At 49.8% G+C, this 18,290-nt stretch carries 9 protein-coding genes; 4 read left to right on the plus strand and 5 right to left on the minus strand.

The window, feature by feature from the left end; genetic code table 11:
* Positions 1 to 18: 18 nt before the first annotated feature.
* Complete coding sequence (locus GZZ87_RS19375) at positions 19 to 1,008, minus strand: family 43 glycosylhydrolase (protein WP_162025316.1); 990 nt, start codon at positions 1,006 to 1,008, stop codon at positions 19 to 21.
* Positions 1,009 to 1,021: 13 nt separating this feature from the next.
* A complete protein-coding gene (locus GZZ87_RS19380) occupies positions 1,022 to 2,497 on the minus strand; it encodes a sulfatase (protein WP_244648005.1) in 1,476 nt (491 codons plus the stop codon).
* A gap of 647 nt (positions 2,498 to 3,144) precedes the next feature.
* Here GZZ87_RS19380 and GZZ87_RS19385 point away from each other — a divergent pair.
* From GZZ87_RS19385 to GZZ87_RS19395, 3 genes are all read left to right on the plus strand, one after another.
* Positions 3,145 to 7,119 carry a hypothetical protein gene (locus GZZ87_RS19385; protein WP_162025314.1) on the plus strand — a complete coding sequence of 1,325 codons (3,975 nt, stop codon included), beginning with the start codon at positions 3,145 to 3,147 and terminating at the stop codon, positions 7,117 to 7,119.
* Between the two features lie 38 nt (positions 7,120 to 7,157).
* A complete protein-coding gene (locus GZZ87_RS19390; protein WP_162025313.1) occupies positions 7,158 to 7,904 on the plus strand; it encodes a hypothetical protein in 747 nt (248 codons plus the stop codon).
* Positions 7,905 to 8,073: 169 nt separating this feature from the next.
* The gene (locus GZZ87_RS19395; protein ID WP_162025312.1) at positions 8,074 to 8,778 is read left to right on the plus strand and encodes a hypothetical protein; all 705 of its coding nucleotides are present in this window, start codon (positions 8,074 to 8,076) and stop codon (positions 8,776 to 8,778) included.
* Positions 8,779 to 8,802: 24 nt separating this feature from the next.
* Here GZZ87_RS19395 and GZZ87_RS19400 read toward each other — a convergent pair whose 3' ends face one another.
* The 3 genes from GZZ87_RS19400 to GZZ87_RS19410 form a co-directional block, all read right to left on the minus strand.
* Complete coding sequence (locus GZZ87_RS19400) at positions 8,803 to 10,407, minus strand: arylsulfatase (protein WP_348534090.1); 1,605 nt, start codon at positions 10,405 to 10,407, stop codon at positions 8,803 to 8,805.
* A 725-nt stretch (positions 10,408 to 11,132) separates the two neighbouring features.
* Entirely contained in the window at positions 11,133 to 11,864 is a 732-nt protein-coding gene (locus GZZ87_RS19405; RefSeq protein ID WP_162025311.1) for a PEP-CTERM sorting domain-containing protein, read from the minus strand.
* 393 nt (positions 11,865 to 12,257) lie between these two features.
* Positions 12,258 to 15,671 (minus strand): GH116 family glycosyl hydrolase, encoded by a 3,414-nt coding sequence (locus GZZ87_RS19410; RefSeq protein WP_162025310.1) that lies wholly within the window; start codon positions 15,669 to 15,671, stop codon positions 12,258 to 12,260.
* A 359-nt stretch (positions 15,672 to 16,030) separates the two neighbouring features.
* Between GZZ87_RS19410 and GZZ87_RS19415 the strand changes: the two genes are divergently transcribed.
* On the plus strand, positions 16,031 to 18,289 hold the full coding sequence (locus GZZ87_RS19415; RefSeq protein ID WP_162025309.1) for a tetratricopeptide repeat protein: 2,259 nt from the start codon (positions 16,031 to 16,033) through the stop codon (positions 18,287 to 18,289).
* Position 18,290 lies beyond the last annotated feature (1 nt).

Here is an 18,290-nt window from a genome sequence, read left to right on the forward strand (position 1 = left end):
TGATTAAAGACTTTGGGTTTAATCGGACCACTCAGCATCCCAGCGTTGGATGTAAACGAGCCCTCCTTGTTTCTTGGTGGGGTATTGTAGTTCGACTCCCCACTGAACGGGTGTGCCTTCTCCCTTATCTGTGAAGGAACCGGGTCGATATGCACCTGCACCGACAGGACCGTTGACTACATTGTGCGTCTTCACGAAATTCAATCCGTCTTCGGCGTAAAGAATAGATCTAGTGATACTTTTTGGTCCGGTCGTGCCGATCATCGCAGCCACTCCCTCGCCTTGCGCCCAAACAACTACCTCGTGATTACCTTGAATAATCGGGTTGCCCTCATACTTCACATAAGGCCCTTCAGGCTTATCCGCAATCGCAACACCCATCTTAGTTTGCGAAGGCCTCTTACCTTGTTGGCGACCTTTGTAGTAGAACCAGTATTTGCCATCGCGAACAACCAAGCAGGCATCATCAATCAAATGACTATCAAAGTCCGCTGGATTAGAACTGTTGATGAGCGCTGGATTCGTAGCGAGGCGCTCCCAAGGGCCGTCAGGAGAGTCTGACACGGCTATGCCGATTTTCGAATCTGGGGAAAATGGTTTTTTGTGAATTTCGTTCGAGGTGCCAGTGTAGAACAACCAGTAACGCCCCTCAGCTACAAGAATGTTGGGTGTGAACACGCTGGCGCCTTCCCATGTTCCTGGGACGCCTTGATCGAGCGCCATCCCTTGCTCGGTCCATTCGAGACCATCCGGCGAAGTCGCATACCAAAGTGTGGCGTCATAGCCTGGATTGATAGTGCCTTTTGAATACCAGACGTAATAAAGGTCACCGACCTTAATAATGTCGCTCGGATCACGACGCATGACGCCTTCTTCCCAGCCAATATTAGCTAACTCTGTGTAGGTCACTTTGACTGTGCCGATTGGCTTTGCCTCTGCTTGAGCAGGGATTGAGGTAAGTGCTAGCAGCGTCGCTACGCTGAGAGTTCTGATTATTGTTTTTTTCATAATATGTTTTCTTTTAGTTAACCGCGGGCCAGCCGGGCCGTTGATCGGCTCCCAGTTGCCCGACTTCACCGAGCTCCGCACGAATGCGTGTCGCTTCTTTGAGCAGCGTCGTAACGACTTCTGGATTGTTTGCAGCGACGTTGTGCATCTCTGCGATGTCCGTCTCCAGATTGACCAGAAACGGTTCATCCAGCGTGATAAACCGACGCGCTTTGCCGGCTTTGCCCCAATATGGCAGATCTTCTAAAGTTCGTGGCAGGTGCAACTTCCACTTGCCTTTGCGCACTGCTTGCAGGTTGAGACCGTTGTAGTAGTAGAGATACTCGTGCGGCGACTCGTCGGACTCCCCCATCAGGATATCGCGGATATTTGCGCCATCGATTTTACGATCCGTCGGTAAATCGACTCCGGCTAAATCAGCCAAGAGTGGAAAGATATCCATGCTGCTAAGCGTGGTGTCTGAGACCTGACCAGCGGGAATGGTCCCCGTCCATCGAAAGATACCAGCGACGCGGTGCCCGCCTTCCATGGTCGTATATTTGCTGCCCGACAATGGCCCGGCGGTGCCTGACCCCGCTTGCCCATTGTCAGCGAGAAAGATGACCAAAGTATTTTCTTCCAAATCATTGTCGCGCAGCGCTTGCAGCATTTGGCCGACGCTATCGTCCAGCTCTGACACGAACGCTGCATACTTCCCCTTTTTTGATTTCTTCAAGAAAGCCTTATTCGGCAGAATTGGTGAGTGCGCGATTTGATGCGCCATATAAATGAAGAACGGCTGGCCTTGTCCTGAGCCTGTCGAAGGGTCTTTCGGGTGCTCATTGATAAACTTTACGACTTCCTCATTGTAACTCGGGGTTATTTTCTGAAACGGCACTTTCATAGACAACACCTCGTGGTCGCGAATGAGCGCCCGCGCGGTGGCATGCACTTTACCGCCATAATTATGCGGCAATCCGTAATAGGTATCGAATCCGGCATCCATCGGATGGGCGCCTTCCATTTCAAAGCCTAGGTGCCACTTGCCGACTGCGAACGAACGATAGCCTGCAGGCTTGAGCAGCTCGGCGAGTGTAATCTCGTCGGGATGTAAGCCGTAAACACCGCCACTCTTGGTATGGTAATCCGAGCGGTAATAGGGATGCCCATTGCGCATTGGGTAGCGCCCTGTCAGCAACGCTGAACGCGAAGGGCTGCAGACGTTGGCTGCAGAAATCATATCGGTGGATCGAAAGCCCTCTGCTGCCATTTGATCGAGTGCGGGGGTCGGATAGTTCGCGCCGTAACAGCCGAGGTCGCCGTAACCGAGGTCGTCGGCTAAGATTAAGATGATGTTTGGTTTCGACAGGCTCACCGCAGGTGGTTTCGACCCTTCGGCTACGCTCTGGGCAGACAGGCTCACCACAGATGGCTGTGCTGCATGTAACGACGAGAGTGTCAGGATGCAGCATGCGATGCATGCTCGTAGACTGGGTATTTTAGCAGACAATATCATAACTATCAAATGTGCATCGAGCTAGCACTTTAGGGACAGAAAAAAGACCCAAAAGGGGCGTTGGGCTTCACTGAGGACGAAGTCAGCTATACTGCCAGAAAGCCCCCTTTCTGTATATCACCAATAAAAGGTATTACAGATGAATACCACGATCTGTCACCCATCCGATGTTGTCTAAACCACAGGGTTCGTCGAGAGCGCCGAGAGACTCACCCATTGGTGAATCCACTCAATAACACGCCAGATTGTGTCTAAAATTGAACAATATTGCCCAAGAGGAACCCAGAACCGGCTCTAACGACTCTTTTTCAGGTTAAAAACGCACATGTCGCGCATACTCGCGATATACAAACGGCACTGCCTGAGCTACACTAGTTCGTATCTGAATTATCATGTATTACTATATGTTAATTCAAAAAGATGACTCCCTAAAACGATTCGACCTCCCCTCCCCAAATACAATTACTCAGATCCAGATGAACGCAGCAGAGAAACGCCCTATACTCTTCTGCAAAAATGACACGCAATAACTACAGCTAGAAACTCCCCAGTTTCTAGCTATAAGCGGCCAGTTCTGCAACTGTTCGCTACTATCGCGAGGCATTCATCTAATATTTCAGTATCATCCCCTCTCAAACTGAATGAATTCACTCCCCCATTCTAAAAACTCAGGTTTCGCACTAATCATCGCATTGTCTTTAATGGCATTTGTTCTGCTATTATTGCTATCGATTTCTACGCTTGTCCAAGTCGAACAAAGATCTTCTGCCCTCGGCAAAGTGCAGCTAGAAGCAAAACAAAACGCATTGCTCGCGCTCAACGAGGCCATTGGTGCCTTACAAGCTGAAATGGGCCCCGACCAACGGATCTCTGCCAATGCAGATATTTTCAACAACGCTAGCAATGATAATGCGATGACAGTCGCGCACCCCTACTTAGTTGGAGCGTGGGATACCTCTGGTAATAATGAGGCAGAAACGATTGCGGATCGCTCAGCGCTAACATGGAACATCGGCGATGACATCGACTATCAAGGCCGTGTCAGCGCTGGCTTCAGACGGTGGCTTATTTCCGATGACGGAACCCTAGACACCAGTTCGATCGCCTTGGCGGCAAATACCTCTTTTGATGAAGGAGGCAGTGTAAATACTTTCAAAGCACTAGGCAAAGGCACCTTACAACCTGATACGACGGGCACCCTAGATCCGGGTTTAGAGGATTTGGAAATCTGGGTTCCATTGAAGGAAATCACCTCAGGCACAACTGACACGGCAAGGGCTCGTATCGGTTGGGTGGTTCTAGACGAAAGCGTCAAAGCTCGCATGAACCAATCACATCAATTGGCAAACAATGCCACCCCAACAGATATGGAAAAGGTCAGCGCATGGGACAACCCAAGCAATCTCGGCATTGAAGCCATGGGTGCAAATAACGAATTTGCAGGCGTCAACAGAGGCAGTTCGGACTGCGAAAAAGTGACTAGCTTAGAGAGTGCAAGGCTCTACATGAGTGGAGCAGACAATGGTTCATTGGCGGGCGACACGTTCGGCCCTTATTTTCACGACCTATCCTTATACTCTTCAGGTGTCATGGCAGACGTCGTCAACGGTGGCTTGAAACGCGACCTTTCGACATTGGCGGAAGAACAGCCCACCGACTACATGAATCGCTACCTCTATTCAGATTCTGCAAGCGGACACAGTGGCAACGCAAATGCCGACCCACGCTGGTCTGCCATATTGGACTATATTGGGCTCTACAAAGACAGCACCAGACTGACCACCGCCCCCTCCGGCGGCCTACCAGTCGCACAGATGAGCACCATAGAATGGGCTGGCGATCCGGAGACTCGCGCAAGCATTGACGAACCTTTACCCGCTCCTGATACCTATCGCCTAGCCCCAGCCGTCGCACAATTTGAGACGTATTTTTCGCTCTTTGCGCTCATACCGTTTACCACGGATTTCCCTGTTAACGAAATTTCTTATTCTAATGTAGAACCATACTACGACATCAGAACTGGCCCCAATGTGAATGACACTCGAATGCTCAACCTTTGCGTCACACCAGTCATCACGCTCTACAATCCATACAATGTTCCCATCGAATTTGGAGATATTTGGGTCGCCTTTAGAGACATCCCTGTGGGCTTTCGATTTTCCCGCTATGATGTTCTGACCGGAGAGCCAGTCGCAATGACCAATGAATTTGTGCCGCTCTCAACAATGTATTCCTTGAATAGAGCCTACGGAGGGAACGATAATAAGGAACAGCGCTTCGTCATGCAACTGAAGCCGACCGACGGCAATTCGACCACCACTCTAGCACCAGGCCAAAGTATTGTATTTTCGCCACTATACCCTGATACCAAACCCTTAGCGGAACTTAGTAATTGGGCCAACCTAGAACAAACTCAACTAGTAGCCCAACCTGGTTACTCCAAAGGTGTCGGCCTTTTTTGGGACGCACTCACCCCCCAATCTTTCCGGTCAACTTCTAATAATCCAGTCACACTACAAGGATACGATACAGAGGGCACGCTCGGGAATTACTCAGCGTCGGCGGCACACTTCGGTGCCAGCCAAATGTTCATCAATTCCTTCGATGAGCTCAGGATCGAAGTAAAGCTCACAGATGGATCGCAAAACCCACCGAATGTATTAGGGCAGGAAACGGCGGAAACACTGACACGTGACGGAACATTTTCCGTCGAACTCTATAGTGAAGACCCGGAAATCGGTTATTCAGGCCAAACAGATAATTCGGAATCGAAAAATCTAATTGGAAGATACACCTTTGATTACAATGACGGATTGGGAACCACTACCACTGTTGAGGATCGAGAAGAACTTCTGGCTTCGGGGCTCCCTATCGACTATAGCAGCGAATCCGAAAACCAAGTGATCGCGCAGACAAGGTTGCCATTCACCGATTTCTACCCTTCAGACGTATACAGAGAAACTCACAGGAAGAACCCCTCTGGATACTCCGCCGGCACTGTCGCTGACATCAACCCTCAGGTTTTTGGGGTCTTCAAAGTCGGCGGCAAGGTAACCAAGCAAACCTCCGGCGAGCCCTTTCAACCTGCAGTTGCGTCCGCGTTTACCAACACGAGTGTATTCTCAGGTCACGTAAACATCGGAGAAGAATCACCCACATTCACGAGCTACAACCTTTACCTAAATCGCCCGCTAGACGGAATCGGAGAAGTGGCACCTGCGATCGGTGCAAACGAGGAAGGATATTTTTTCAGCGGTTACAATACAACAGATGGCACGCAATACGGGACTCAACTTGAAGTGCCAGTCACCCCACTACAATCAATCGCCAGCCTCCAGCATGCAAACCTCGCGGCCAGCGGCTATCTACCACAAGTCAGTTATGTCGTGGGCAACTCATGGGCACATCCACTCATCAACAGCAGCGAGGCTCTCACGGCGGGAACGGCAACTTACGATTTCTTCGACCATTCCTATATCGCAAATACTCGCCTTTGGGACACCTACTATTTTTCAACCATCGCAGATCAACGCTCCGCATTGGATGCCTCCGGCAATGATTACAACGATACTGTCACAAACTTCCTCGCGGGCGATCCCCTGCCAAATTCGACGCTCAAATTCAACCTCCCCGAGGGAGTGGATATCGCAACTGTCAGCGCTGAATTGAGTGATGGATCAACAGTCCAGGCAGATGCTTACCGTAAAGCTGCCGCCTATCAGCGACAGGAAGGCAGTTTTAACATCAACTCAACGTCTGTCGAAGCATGGAAAGCGCTCTTAGCGACAACAAATATCGCGAATTCGGTCGTCCAGCATCCTGTTTACTATAACCCTCAGAGCAATGCGACAGGAATAGAATTCACTCCCACGACAGGCAGCTTGGCGGCAGTTTACTCCCGCTTCCGGATCCCAAACTACGATCAATCACTTGAAGATTCATTAGGAAGCACCACTTCCGGAGGCTCCTTGCCCACAGAGGAAGATTTCGCCATCTGGCAAGGCTACCGACAACTCGATGAAGTCATCCTCGATCAATTGGCCAATGATATTGTCGACCAAATACGCTATCGTGGACCATTCCTTTCGCTCGCTGATTTCATCAACCGCAGACTCGACTCAGAAAGTGACCCTAGAACACAGATGGGCACCATTGATGCCGCGATTGCCGCGAATCCTTCAATCAATGATGATTTAAACACTGCAGCAGGCGAAGACATTTCAGGCGAGATTGACACCCAAATCACGAGCAACGACCTCGGTATGATCGAGAACACAACAGCCAGATCTGGCAACACGGCACGTGGAGTGCCTAGCTTTCTCACCCAAGCAGATATCTTGCAACAAATCGGCTCACGGTTATCTGCCCGCTCAGACACATTTGTCATCCGCGCTTATGGCGAAGTGATCAATCCAACCTCTGGCGATGTATCCGCCAGCAGTCTCTGTGAAGCGGTGGTGCAGCGTATCCCTGAATACGTCGACAACTCCCAAGAGCCTTACTTTGATACAAACATAGCCACCCAAGCGCCAGACGGTCTGAGCGATACGAACGAGCGCTTCGGCCGTAGATTCAAGATCATCCAGCTCAATTGGCTGGACCCTAGTGACGTTTAAAGCCCTCTACCCCCTACCTCAGTTTACAATTCCACTGCATGATTAAGCAATATATCACCTGCACCTTGACGGCACTTTTCAGCCTTTTCATCCTGCCAGCCAAAGCACATAGCCAAGGCAGTTCCACAGAATCAGCAGTGACTGGTGCCAACCAATTAAGAGCCATCTCGGTCGGCCTTGAAAATGATTTAAAAGAGATGGTGATTTTAGATGCCAGCCTGCAATCAGTAGGTAAGTTATCGCTCCGCTCCTTTGGCTTCTCCCAACCGTTTTCCTGCCCAATTGTTGATGGCAATTTGGTCTTCGGTGTTCCCAACGGAATGGATGAAGATGGGAAACCGCTGTTCAAACCAGTGGCTTCGGTCAAATGGAAAAGTTCTTATAAGCAAGCGTGTTTACTCTTCATCCCCAAGAGCCTCGTCGGCAAATCCGAAAGCACCAAAGAATATGCCATTCAGGTGCTAGACATGAGCCCGAGGGGATTTGAATTTGGACATACTAAGTTAATGAACCTCACCCCTTTTGATACGATGGTTCGTATTGGTGAGCATCAATCAAAGCTTAAACCTTGGTCCAACTCTGATGTCTCTAAGATCAAAGAACTCACGGGTGTGAAGATGGCTCAAATCGGAGTGTATTATCTCTACGACGACACGATTCATAATGCCAAACAAACTCGGTTTCGGTATATGGAAGATACCCGTTATATCACAGTGATCTACCCAGACATACAAAACAAACGCATCGAAGTTAGAACCATTAAAGACTTTGGACGCCTCTACTAGACGGTTGTAAATAGTGCACTACTTCGACTAGAAACAAAGACAACAGAACGCTCTCTCGGCTCCTGGTTCACGCTTAAATATGATAAAACGATATAGCCACTACGCATTGACGATAGTTTTAAGCTTATGGATGAGATCGAATGTGATCGCCGTAGTAACTCCGACAACTATGGCCACAGAGATCCCGGCAATAGAGGTCTTAGAAACGCCGACGATGCGAGCCATCGCAGTCGGTCTGGAAAAAGGTTTAACAGACTTAGAAATCTTAGACGCTAAGCTGCAATCAGTCGGCCAGCTTTCGCTTCGTCAGTTCGGCTATTCTAAAGGATTTACTAGTCCCATCGTAGAGGGAGAATTACTCTTCGGCATCCCAGACGGAATTGATGAAGATGGGAACCCTAAGTTTAAGTTAGTCGCTTCATTCAAGCGGGCGGAATTCGACAAGGAAACATGCCTACTCTTCCTGCCCAAATCTTTGATGGCCGATGAGCAGCAAAGCACGACAGAATACATAATCCAATTAATGGATATGAGTCTGAGCTCGTTTCAATTCGGACATACCCGAATCATCAACCTCACCCCATGGGAGACAAACGTGAGCGTGGGAGAACAGAACACGACCGTGACAGCGTGGAATCGATCTACATTCGCAAAAATACAGGAAACCTCTGGTGTCAGTATGGCGCAGGTTGAAGTGTCTTACATTCAGGATGGCACGGCAAATATGGCCTACCAAACTCGGATTCGTTACCAAGAGGACATTCGCTATACCATTTTTATTTATTCCGATATCAAAAACGAAAGAATCAGGGTTCGTGTGGTCAAAGACTTAAGTCGTGAGAAGCTAGGAGTTAGACCTCTGTCTGACTCCTGAATATAGGGTTATGCGCGGACAAGTTTACTTGAATTTCTTCTTCGATTTTGACTTAGCATTATCAATAGAAGCCGTTGCCCTGTAACCTTTCAGGTCGGCCGCCATCTGCTGTGCTACCTCTGGGTTTTGGTTAAACACATTCTGGGTTTGATTCACGTCGGCTTCCAGATCGTAGAGCTGGGCGCGTGGTGCGTCCTTCTTGATCTTGCCGTTTTCAATGTCGCTGTTGGGCGTATTGACGAGTTTGGTCGCAGCGACATTGCCAGCGAACCCGCCATCACTTTTGGCCGGGATATACATCCATTTACCCTTACGCAGCGCCATGTTACTTGGCTTATTGGGCGTGACGATCATCTCCGTGCGCAGTGGCTTATCCGGATTACCAGTCAGGGCAGGCAGCATATTGATACTGTCCTGCTGCTCGGCTTCACTCAGTTCGCTACCGCCGACCGCAGCGAAGGTCGCCAGCAGATCGACATTACTTAGCATTTGATCCGATGTAGTGCCTGCTTCGATTTGACGAGGCCACCATGCGATAAATGGCACACGGTGCCCGCCTTCCCATACGCCAAACTTGGACCCGAGCAGGTCGCCATTGATCTTGTGGCCCAACTTGGCTGCGGCGATGCCTCCGGTGTTGAACATGCCGCCATTGTCACTGGTGAAGATGATGAGGGTGTTGTCAGCTACCCCCATTTTTTCGAGACTGCTTCTGAGCTCTCCGACGATCCAATCGAGCTCGTGGGCAAAGTCACCATAGAGGCCAGCCTGGCTGGTGCCTTGAAAGCGCTTGGCCGGAGTAAAGGGGTGATGCACTTGAGTCGCTGCAAAGTAGACGAAAAAGGGCTGGTCGGATTCCCTGCTTTCCATCCAATCGACGGCTTTTTCGGCCAACGTGGTGCCGACTTCATAGTCGTCAAACAATTCATAGGCTTTGGTTTGGCCTTTATAATAATTCGGAGTCCGGTGCCCTGCTTCTTTGGGGAGCTTTGAGAGCGGATGTGCGCCCTTACCACTTCGACCTACATTGATCAGTGGGTCACTGGGATCGCTGCCATAAAAATGGTCATTTTCCACATAGGCATAAGGTGGAGCGCTGTTCACGACAGGCATACCAAAGTAATAGTCGAAGCCCAAATCCTGCGGCCCGGGGCGCAGTGGCTCCTGCCAGTCGTTCTTTCCCGTTTTGAAGCCTAGATGCCATTTGCCAAAAGCGGCGGTGGCGTAGCCTTGGCGGTTCAGCACATCCGCAAGCGTCAGCGTTTCGGTATTGATGATCAACGCGGTGTCGAGCCCTGTAGGTTTCCAGACGCCTTTACCACCATTGGCACGAAAGGGATACTGCCCCGTCAATAGACCGTAGCGAGATGGCGTGCATACTGCCGACGAGGAGTGCGCATCGGTAAACGTCTTCCCTTCTGCGGCGAGCGCGTCGATATTCGGTGTTTGTATCTTAGTGGCTCCGTAGCAACTGAGGTCCCCGTAACCGAGATCATCGGCAAAAATGAGGATGATATTTGGATTCGACGAGCTCACCACAGGTGGCTGCGCCGCATGTAGTGACGAGAGCATCAAGATGCTGGCAGCGAGACATGCTCGGAGACCAGGGATTTTATCAGATAGTAGCATAGTTTACAGATGTGCGGTGAACTCACCACTTCGGGACAGAAACAACACAAAGAAGAGGCTAAAGAATCAACGAACAGGGGTAGTCGGAATTTTAGTCATTATACTGCCAGAAACCCACGGTTCTGTATATAACGTATAACAGGTATTAACGAACTGCTATTCGCCTCAAAGATGCTATTAACTAACTCCTTCCCTTCGCAGCCGTCTTCGCTCTAAGCGAGCTACGCCGTGCCAAGGGGGAGGAGCTTTAAATAGTGCATTCATATCGTCAAATAAAACAGGCAAAGATATGTAGAAGGATATGCTCTAGCGGAGCGGTTATGACAATTCTGAGTCATCGCCGAGCTTCGCAGATCTTGAAGGCCTTCTGGCTGATATACTGCCGCGCATCACGTATTGTGATTCTTAATGGTTTAGAAATCTTCGTAGGGGTCGTGCTCGCGCGAACCGCGTAGGCCGGGTGCGTTTCAAAACTCCATCACCTTCAGTCCTTTACGCGGTCTTCGCAAAGCAAAGCCCCTACCTCAGACAGAGAAATATAATGAAGACACTTTTCACAAATTATGATGCGCGCCAGTATATGATGAAGGCTCAATCCGCGTCACTGATTCAACAAAACGATGTCTGTAGAAACAACAAAGCCTAGCGACCTTTCGGTTCGCTAGGCTTTGAGTGTTTGAACTTCATAATGAGGAGTGACGTAATCAAACGCCTTCCCCGACTCGCTAGCTGCGACGGCGACGAACCATGATGGAAGTCAGCGCAAACGCACCTGCGATCAGCGCGTAGCTGCTTGGCTCTGGGACTGCTGTCAGAGTTAGTGCACCGGCAACAACATGAAGTGAGTTTTCTTGAACCTTGATTTCTATATTGCCAAATCCATCTGTGGTGAGGCCTGTAATGGTTCCATATCCAACGCTGGCAGTCAAATCCGTGGTGAAACTGCCCTGAGCACCCACCGACCAAGTCGCGTCGAAATTGTTGTTATTATTGTCAAAACCGCCCGTGAGGTCGTAAGTTAGGGAGTCGTCTAGGCCAGTAAAGGTGAACAGGAAATGGGCACCTGCAGCGATCACATGTCCCGACGCATTATTCGAAATGATGGTGTCGCTATAAACCGAAGAGTCAGTCATCAAACCAGCGCCCTCAGCTCCGGTAGTCACGTTGGCGTTACCTGTGGCCCACCCCGTGTTGTTCGTCACTACGAAACCCACGCCAGTTACGTCTGCGTTGGCGGTGTCTTTCAGAGCACCCGAATTGATTCCCAACGCGGAAAAAGCCAGAGTTCCAGCATCCGCGATGACATTGTTATGCGCATCAAATTGATTGAAAGTCGTTGCTCCGGCAGGAGCAGCCGTGCCGAAATCAATGCCAATAGTTTGATTGGCTACAATCGCAGCATCAGCCGCTGAAAGCAGTGCCATTGGAAGGAGAGATAGAGTAATGAGTTTTTTCATTTATTATAAGGGGTGGGTAATCTAAAACAGCGACTGACCTATAAAGGTGAGACGTGAATTATATTAGCAAAGAAACCTGCATATGCCTATCACTGAAAATAGGTAGATCCGTGAGGCAGGCATATTTACATTTTTTAAGTCAAGAATTTCAGCGCGTAGAATACGGCAGACTAGATGAACGCAGATTCTTAGCTAAAGGTTGAGGGGATTCGGCTGTTTTGGCTCTGTGGTCGTAACGGGTTCCCCGCTCCGCTATGTGATGATGCTGTGACATGGCGCTTCACTAGCAGGATGAGTATCAAGAGATAGTGCGACTATCATGTTAGGCACATCACTTCGACAGCTTGCTACTAACAAACTGTCGAAGCATTGTAAGGTGACCGAAAACAGCACTTATGCGCACTGCACTTGAATGTCGAGTTGCTGGCCTGCCTTAATTGTAACTGGGCTTTGGAAGGACAGACGCAGATCGCTGCCGTTGGTGTCGAGCTTTGCCGTAACACTTCGTCCCGCGAGTTTGACCTGTGCGGTCTTCGCTTGCTTGCCTTCAGCCACTTGAAGCATCACTTGGTTCAGGACAACGTCTCCTTCAGCAAGGTTTAACGCGGCCGTTAGTTGACTCGCGCTGCGCTGTTGTGAGAAGAGCCCGTAGCCTTCCGCTACTGTATAAAAGCTTGCGTGGTTCTCTGGAGTCAGCACGGGGCGGAACGCAATCTCACCTTTCGGCCCATCGTAGTGGAAGCCTTGGAGTGCGAGCAATGCCGACCAGACACTGAGCGAACGACCATAGAATTTACCACACTCGTCGTCGCCAAATGGATTGCCAGAATAGCCCCATGGGCCGTTTCTCACTGCAGACACTCCCTCGGTGCGCAAGCGACCGTTGTAACGGTCAAAGATGATCTTAATGACCATCAAACCTTCTTCCACCATACCATTTTGCATCATGGAGACCGCAGCGCCGTATTCGAAACCGGTCATGACCTCATCGCCGTATTTCATGCCAGGGATCGGCTGTGGGTCATTGGGCCAAGTGATCATTTTCATGCCACCATCGGTGATTTCACAATATTGGCGTGGCTTGAGCGAGTGACCGTTAAAGTCAGTCAGGAAGTTGTATTTCAGCAAGGACTCCATCGCCTTGCGTGAGCGCTCCTTCGGATAGCAACGATCGACATCGACCTGATCGGCCCACCATTCACCCAAAATCTGATCGATATGGCAGCCATCGAGATAGTCCTGACTGCGCTTCTTGCCCTGCTCTTGAATGTAATATTCGCCATTCCAGAGACGATCGTTTTGCAGCTTTTTCCCGGACTCGCGAATCTTACGCCATTCCGCTGCCTTGGTGGTGTCGCCCATTATATCGGCCATCCGTGCAGCTGCTTCGAGCGCGGCCAAATACATGCTACCGATCCATGACGAACAGCCCTGGAAGTCGCCGTCCAAAGTATTGTGCTGCGTGGTTTCCATGAAGCCATCACGACTCGGGTTCCAGTAGCCGATACTCCAGTCCATACCCTTCTTCACCTTTGGCCATTCCGACTTTAGCCAACTATCATCGGTGGAACAAAGATGCTCGCGGTAAGTATTGAGAATGGTGCCGTAGAATCCATCGGCCGCTCCGCTCTGGTTGGTATGACGATACGGTGTTAGGCCCTTGGAGGTTTGACGGTCATAATCTTGCTCACGTAGGAGACGCCCCATCTCAGGCAATAAACGTGCGTGTGCTTGAGCATAGTGATAGACGTGGGTGCAGTTACCACCGCAGCAACCACCGGTTTCATTACAACCTTCCCACATGCCCATGTAGCCACTGGATGCCCACCAGAAGGTTTGGCTACGCAAGACCGCAAGCTGCGAGCTCATACGATCCAGCAACCAGACTGGCAGTGTCGATTCATACAATGTTTTATGAAACAGGCGTGTGCGCGCGGTTAGATCGGCGATATTGTCCTTTAGATACGCCGCAAGGCTCATCGCATTTGGCCACCAGTTCGTATAATTCTGCCCCTGACCGCCCCAAGCCTTACCGAGCGACTTACCTTCGCCCTCCAAGGCGACGTTTTTTCCGGAGCCGTGCTTGCCCGGCTTAAAATACCAAGCCAAAACAAAGGTCACCGATTTCGACTCGCCCGGAGCCAATTCAAGAGGCGCTAAGAGTGCTCCGTTCACCGACTTCCCAGTTAGCGAAGCATCTGTCTTGGTGGGACCTTGTAGCTTGCGAGCAATATCGACGGCGCGATGTAAGACATTCGTGGTGCCCCAGTCGGTCGCCGCAGTCGCTCCTGCGGCATCCGTCATCAAGACCATGTCCGCACTGTCGTTGCCCTCGCGCGTCATGTGAATGATCGACGTATCGCCACTCTTCAAAAACTCATTCTGATTTTTACCAAAGCTGTTCCCCCCCCTGCCCTCGTTATAGCCGAGCGCATTTTTCTGCGCGGATAGAACGTCGACCACGACTTTAGAGCTCGATGTGTTTTTCGCTGTGACGGTGTAAATCGCACATGGAATCGCACAGGCATTCAGGTCCATTGGAATGAATGGATTAAAGACTTCTAGCTCGACCTCAACTGGTAGTGCAGGTTCTTCAAAGATATACTTTGCAAAAGGGTATTCACCTTCGAACTTCAACGAGGACATTGCTTCAAATGGACCGACTGATTCAGTCTGCAAGGCTCGAACGACAGACTTGCCGCCCTCTGCTTGTGCGCGAATGCCTAGAAAACTATCGTCCACGCGACGCTCTTCGTAATTACAAGCGATCTGCCAAATCGCTGGTTCGGCTTTACCATTGAACTGGATCGCACCCGCACCGATACCACCTACCATAAAGTTAATCGCCTCAAGACGCTCGCCCTCATAGACAGTCGTTTCACCGTGCCCCGTAAGGGCAGGGTCATTCAGCATCGCTTCAGCTTTAGAATCGCGAACCGCATTACGCTCCGCTAGGACAGCCGCTGCTAAGGCACCCGCTTGCTTGAGAGTTTTCTGCCACTCTGGCCCTGCCGCTTTGATATGCGCTTGAATCTCCGACTGCGTCAGGCCGCGTGCATAACAGGCCACTTCATCGAGCGAAATATTGGTTGAGCTCCAGCCATTGTTTACAGGTGTAGCGCCGAGCGTCATCGTGGTTTTCTTAGGTCCCCTACGCGTATATTCATACGCACCACCGACGAGGCTACATTCATAGCCATCGATGTAAGCACGCACGTCTAGGTCGAAACTTGTGAGTGCGAAGTGATACCAACGTCCGACTTCAATCGGCTGATCGGTCGGTAGGTTGATCTCAGTAACCACCGCCCCATTATTATTCTGATAGAGCAGTGCTGATAGATCGTTCTTCACTCCGATCACAAAGAGTGCCGATTTGCCATTGCTTTGTGCGATGATCACTGGGTTGCCATCGCCTGTTGGCTTCGAATCGATCTTAAAGAAAAGCTCTAGTGTGGTGGACCGGCCTTTCAGCTTGTCGGCATTCGGCACGAGAATGGGTGCATTCGGTTCTAGGCTAATGGCTTTGCCCTCGATCGCTCCACTAACAAAAGAAGTCGTCCCACTGGCTTTCGCTTGAGACTTACCCAGCACATCCACGAGGTCGCCATCAAAACGCCAATGACCACGTAATGCTGACTCTGCTTTCAATGCAGCGGCATACGACTCACGACTGCTAGCGGCCATGAGCGGACCAGCTGCGAGTCCTGCGGCGAAGGTTCCAGCGGCTACCAAAAAGCGGCGACGGGAAATACCTGGGGCGAGCGATAAAGGAGAGGAGGCAGATGACAATTTAGAGTGGGATTTCATAATAGCGCTGAATTTAAATAGACCGAAATAAATGGAACCACTCGTTCATGGCTCACAACACGTTTAATAGGATTATATCCACATCATACTACAAGATCCACTAGTATGTGTATATCACTGGTATTGGGTATTTCGCAAATCGTCAGAACGCCATATCGTGAAAATTTGAGTCGCTGAAGTTGATTTATAGTGCCATAATAACTGACAAATTTCTAAAGCATGATAACATGTGCCATGTTGATTGCATAAGCAAAGCTGAGGCATCGCTGTATATTACATTTTCTAACACCCAGACGGGACTATTTATGTCGGAGAGATCGAATCCTAAAAAAAGCAGCGCAAAGTTACTACTATTGTCGATGTTGTTAATAATCGTCGCAGGGTCATTAGGCGCAGTGATTTATTTCGTTTCGAAGAATTACCGACAATTGGAGCATATCAATGGCGCGATCGCTGCCTTTAACAGCGAGGATTGGGAACTGGCAGAAAAGAGACTGACGCAAGCGATCTCGGAAGATCCTAATAATGAAGAGATCGTGGCCAAATTAGCAACTGTCAACCAGCAGTTAGGGAATTGGACTGAAGCCGGCATTCTATGGTCGCGCGCGGCTGAATTAAACGCCTTTAACGCCGATTATGTGGACAATTCACTGAATGCATTCCTGCGAGCTGGAAGAATTGAATACCTTCGTATCAAACTGACCTCAATCCAACCATTTCAGGCAGACCGACCTCGTTTACTAATGGCATTTGTCAATGCACAGACAGGACAAATGAACGAGGCTAGAGTGCTCGTTGAAGAGGTGGTTGATCCAAACGCGCTGACCACCCCTCTGGGTGAGCTCGTGGTTTTACTCGTCGACGAGGCTCCAGAGATGACGCCTCTAAAAATTAATAAATTGGAAGAATTGGCGGAGTCGACGGATGCGTCTGTGGCAAACTATGCACTTTACATACTGGCCGATCGTGCGATCCAACAGGGAGAGATGGTGCGCGCGGAGAGTTACTTAAAACGCCGAATTCCTCTCAATGAAAAATCAGGCATGATGAGCCTAGCAAACCTTTACTATATCCAGGGGAAATCAGCCGAGGCTGCAGAACTGTATCGCACATTGATAGATAACTTAACCCCCATGGAATCCATTCGTTTTGCGGAAGTATTAATAGCACTCAAATCGACTGACGAGCTACAAAATCTAGCGAAACGTTATCGAGTCGGCAGCCGTGCAGACATTATAGCTGGATACTACATGGATGCATTGCTCGCATATGAGGCAGGCAATGCAAGCAGTGTATCCGAAAAGGTGGAGGCCATGGGAAATGAAATGCCAAATACACTCGTGGCTCAATTGTTGACTTTTTACGATGCAATCCACCGTAAAGACACGAAGGAAATCGTGAATTTACTGACGGCTTTCCCTTATGATGCCAATGAACGACTCGTCACATATAGCAGCTTACTAAAACCTTTGGTGGTCGAGTTAATGGCAGAGGATAACTTTATTGAGGCGGCTCGAATTTCGGAATTGCTCCAGTTGCGTAACTTTAACGATGCCGTCTTTACATTAGCCGTGATCGGCAATGCGGCACAAAAGCAACTGCTATCGAAAATTGATTTAGAACAAGCGCTGCAATCGTATCCAGAAGAACCTAAACTCTGGTCAATCGCGGCGGACTTTCACCTGAGGAATAACGATTTCGCCGCGGCTCAGACTGCGGCTGAGACACTCTTAGAACTGTTACCCGGAAATGTATCTGCACAGTTACAACGAATTGGCGCATTGGAATCAATGAAACGAACCGCTGAGGCGGCCATCGCGTTTGAGTCACTCTACGCGGAGAATCCGTCGAACCTAAGAGTCCTGATGCAGTATCTCGCATTCTGCTCGCGCAATCAACTCAGCGAAAACTTGAACGCCTTAGTGTTATTGCTTCAACAGAATTCAGCAACGACGCCAGCCGCTGCCCTCTTACTCGCACAGGCTGAACTTGCGAATCTAAACGCAGAAGCCGAGACGGTGCATACGCTACTCATGCAAGTCGTGAATGATCCGCGATTGATCGCTACCCCAGAGAACGCAGCGATGCTTTATCGTGTCGCAAATCTACTTGCGACCTACAATTATGAAGTGCCCGCAATTACGGTATACCGCAAGCTTCTGACGCTCTCACCAAATGCAGTGCCGATACTCGCCAATCTCTCTGAGCTTTACGCCGCACAAGCGCTAGAGGCTCCGAACGACACGGCACGTCAAGCAGCCTTGGACTTCGCGCAGCAGGCCTACGAGGCTGATCCGAAATCACCGATTGCCCGTGAATGTTACGCTCTCAGACTTTATGATAATGGGTCTTACGATGCAGCACAAAAACTCCTCTTCAACTTCATCCAAACAGGCAGCGCCTCTGCTCGAATTCGCACCGCGTGGAAAGGTAGCATGGAGCATTTAATACAGAATTTGGCGGCAAGAGAGGAGATCTACAATCGGTCGAATCTTTGCAATTTAGTGTTAAACGAGTTTCCGAATAACGAAATTGCATTACAAAACTTAAAGAGCATCCAAGAGAATCGGGCACGACGAGCCGTAGAATCTCAAAGCCAAAGGGAGGAATCCAAATAAT

Origin of the sequence: Lentimonas sp. CC4 (assembly GCF_902728235.1) — a bacterium.
Classification (GTDB): domain Bacteria; phylum Verrucomicrobiota; class Verrucomicrobiia; order Opitutales; family Coraliomargaritaceae; genus Lentimonas.

What these genes read in the sequence shown, in the direction of transcription:
- GZZ87_RS19415 (WP_162025309.1), top strand. Translation starts at nt 16,031, where the DNA reads ATGTTGTTAATAATCGTCGCAGGGTCATTAGGCGCAGTGATTTATTTC.
- GZZ87_RS19400 (WP_348534090.1), bottom strand. Translation starts at nt 10,407, where the DNA reads ATGCTACTATCTGATAAAATCCCTGGTCTCCGAGCATGTCTCGCTGCC.
- GZZ87_RS19390 (WP_162025313.1), top strand. Translation starts at nt 7,158, where the DNA reads ATGATTAAGCAATATATCACCTGCACCTTGACGGCACTTTTCAGCCTT.
- GZZ87_RS19395 (WP_162025312.1), top strand. Translation starts at nt 8,074, where the DNA reads ATGGCCACAGAGATCCCGGCAATAGAGGTCTTAGAAACGCCGACGATG.
- GZZ87_RS19405 (WP_162025311.1), bottom strand. Translation starts at nt 11,864, where the DNA reads ATGAAAAAACTCATTACTCTATCTCTCCTTCCAATGGCACTGCTTTCA.
- GZZ87_RS19385 (WP_162025314.1), top strand. Translation starts at nt 3,145, where the DNA reads ATGAATTCACTCCCCCATTCTAAAAACTCAGGTTTCGCACTAATCATC.
- GZZ87_RS19375 (WP_162025316.1), bottom strand. Translation starts at nt 1,008, where the DNA reads ATGAAAAAAACAATAATCAGAACTCTCAGCGTAGCGACGCTGCTAGCA.
- GZZ87_RS19410 (WP_162025310.1), bottom strand. Translation starts at nt 15,671, where the DNA reads ATGAAATCCCACTCTAAATTGTCATCTGCCTCCTCTCCTTTATCGCTC.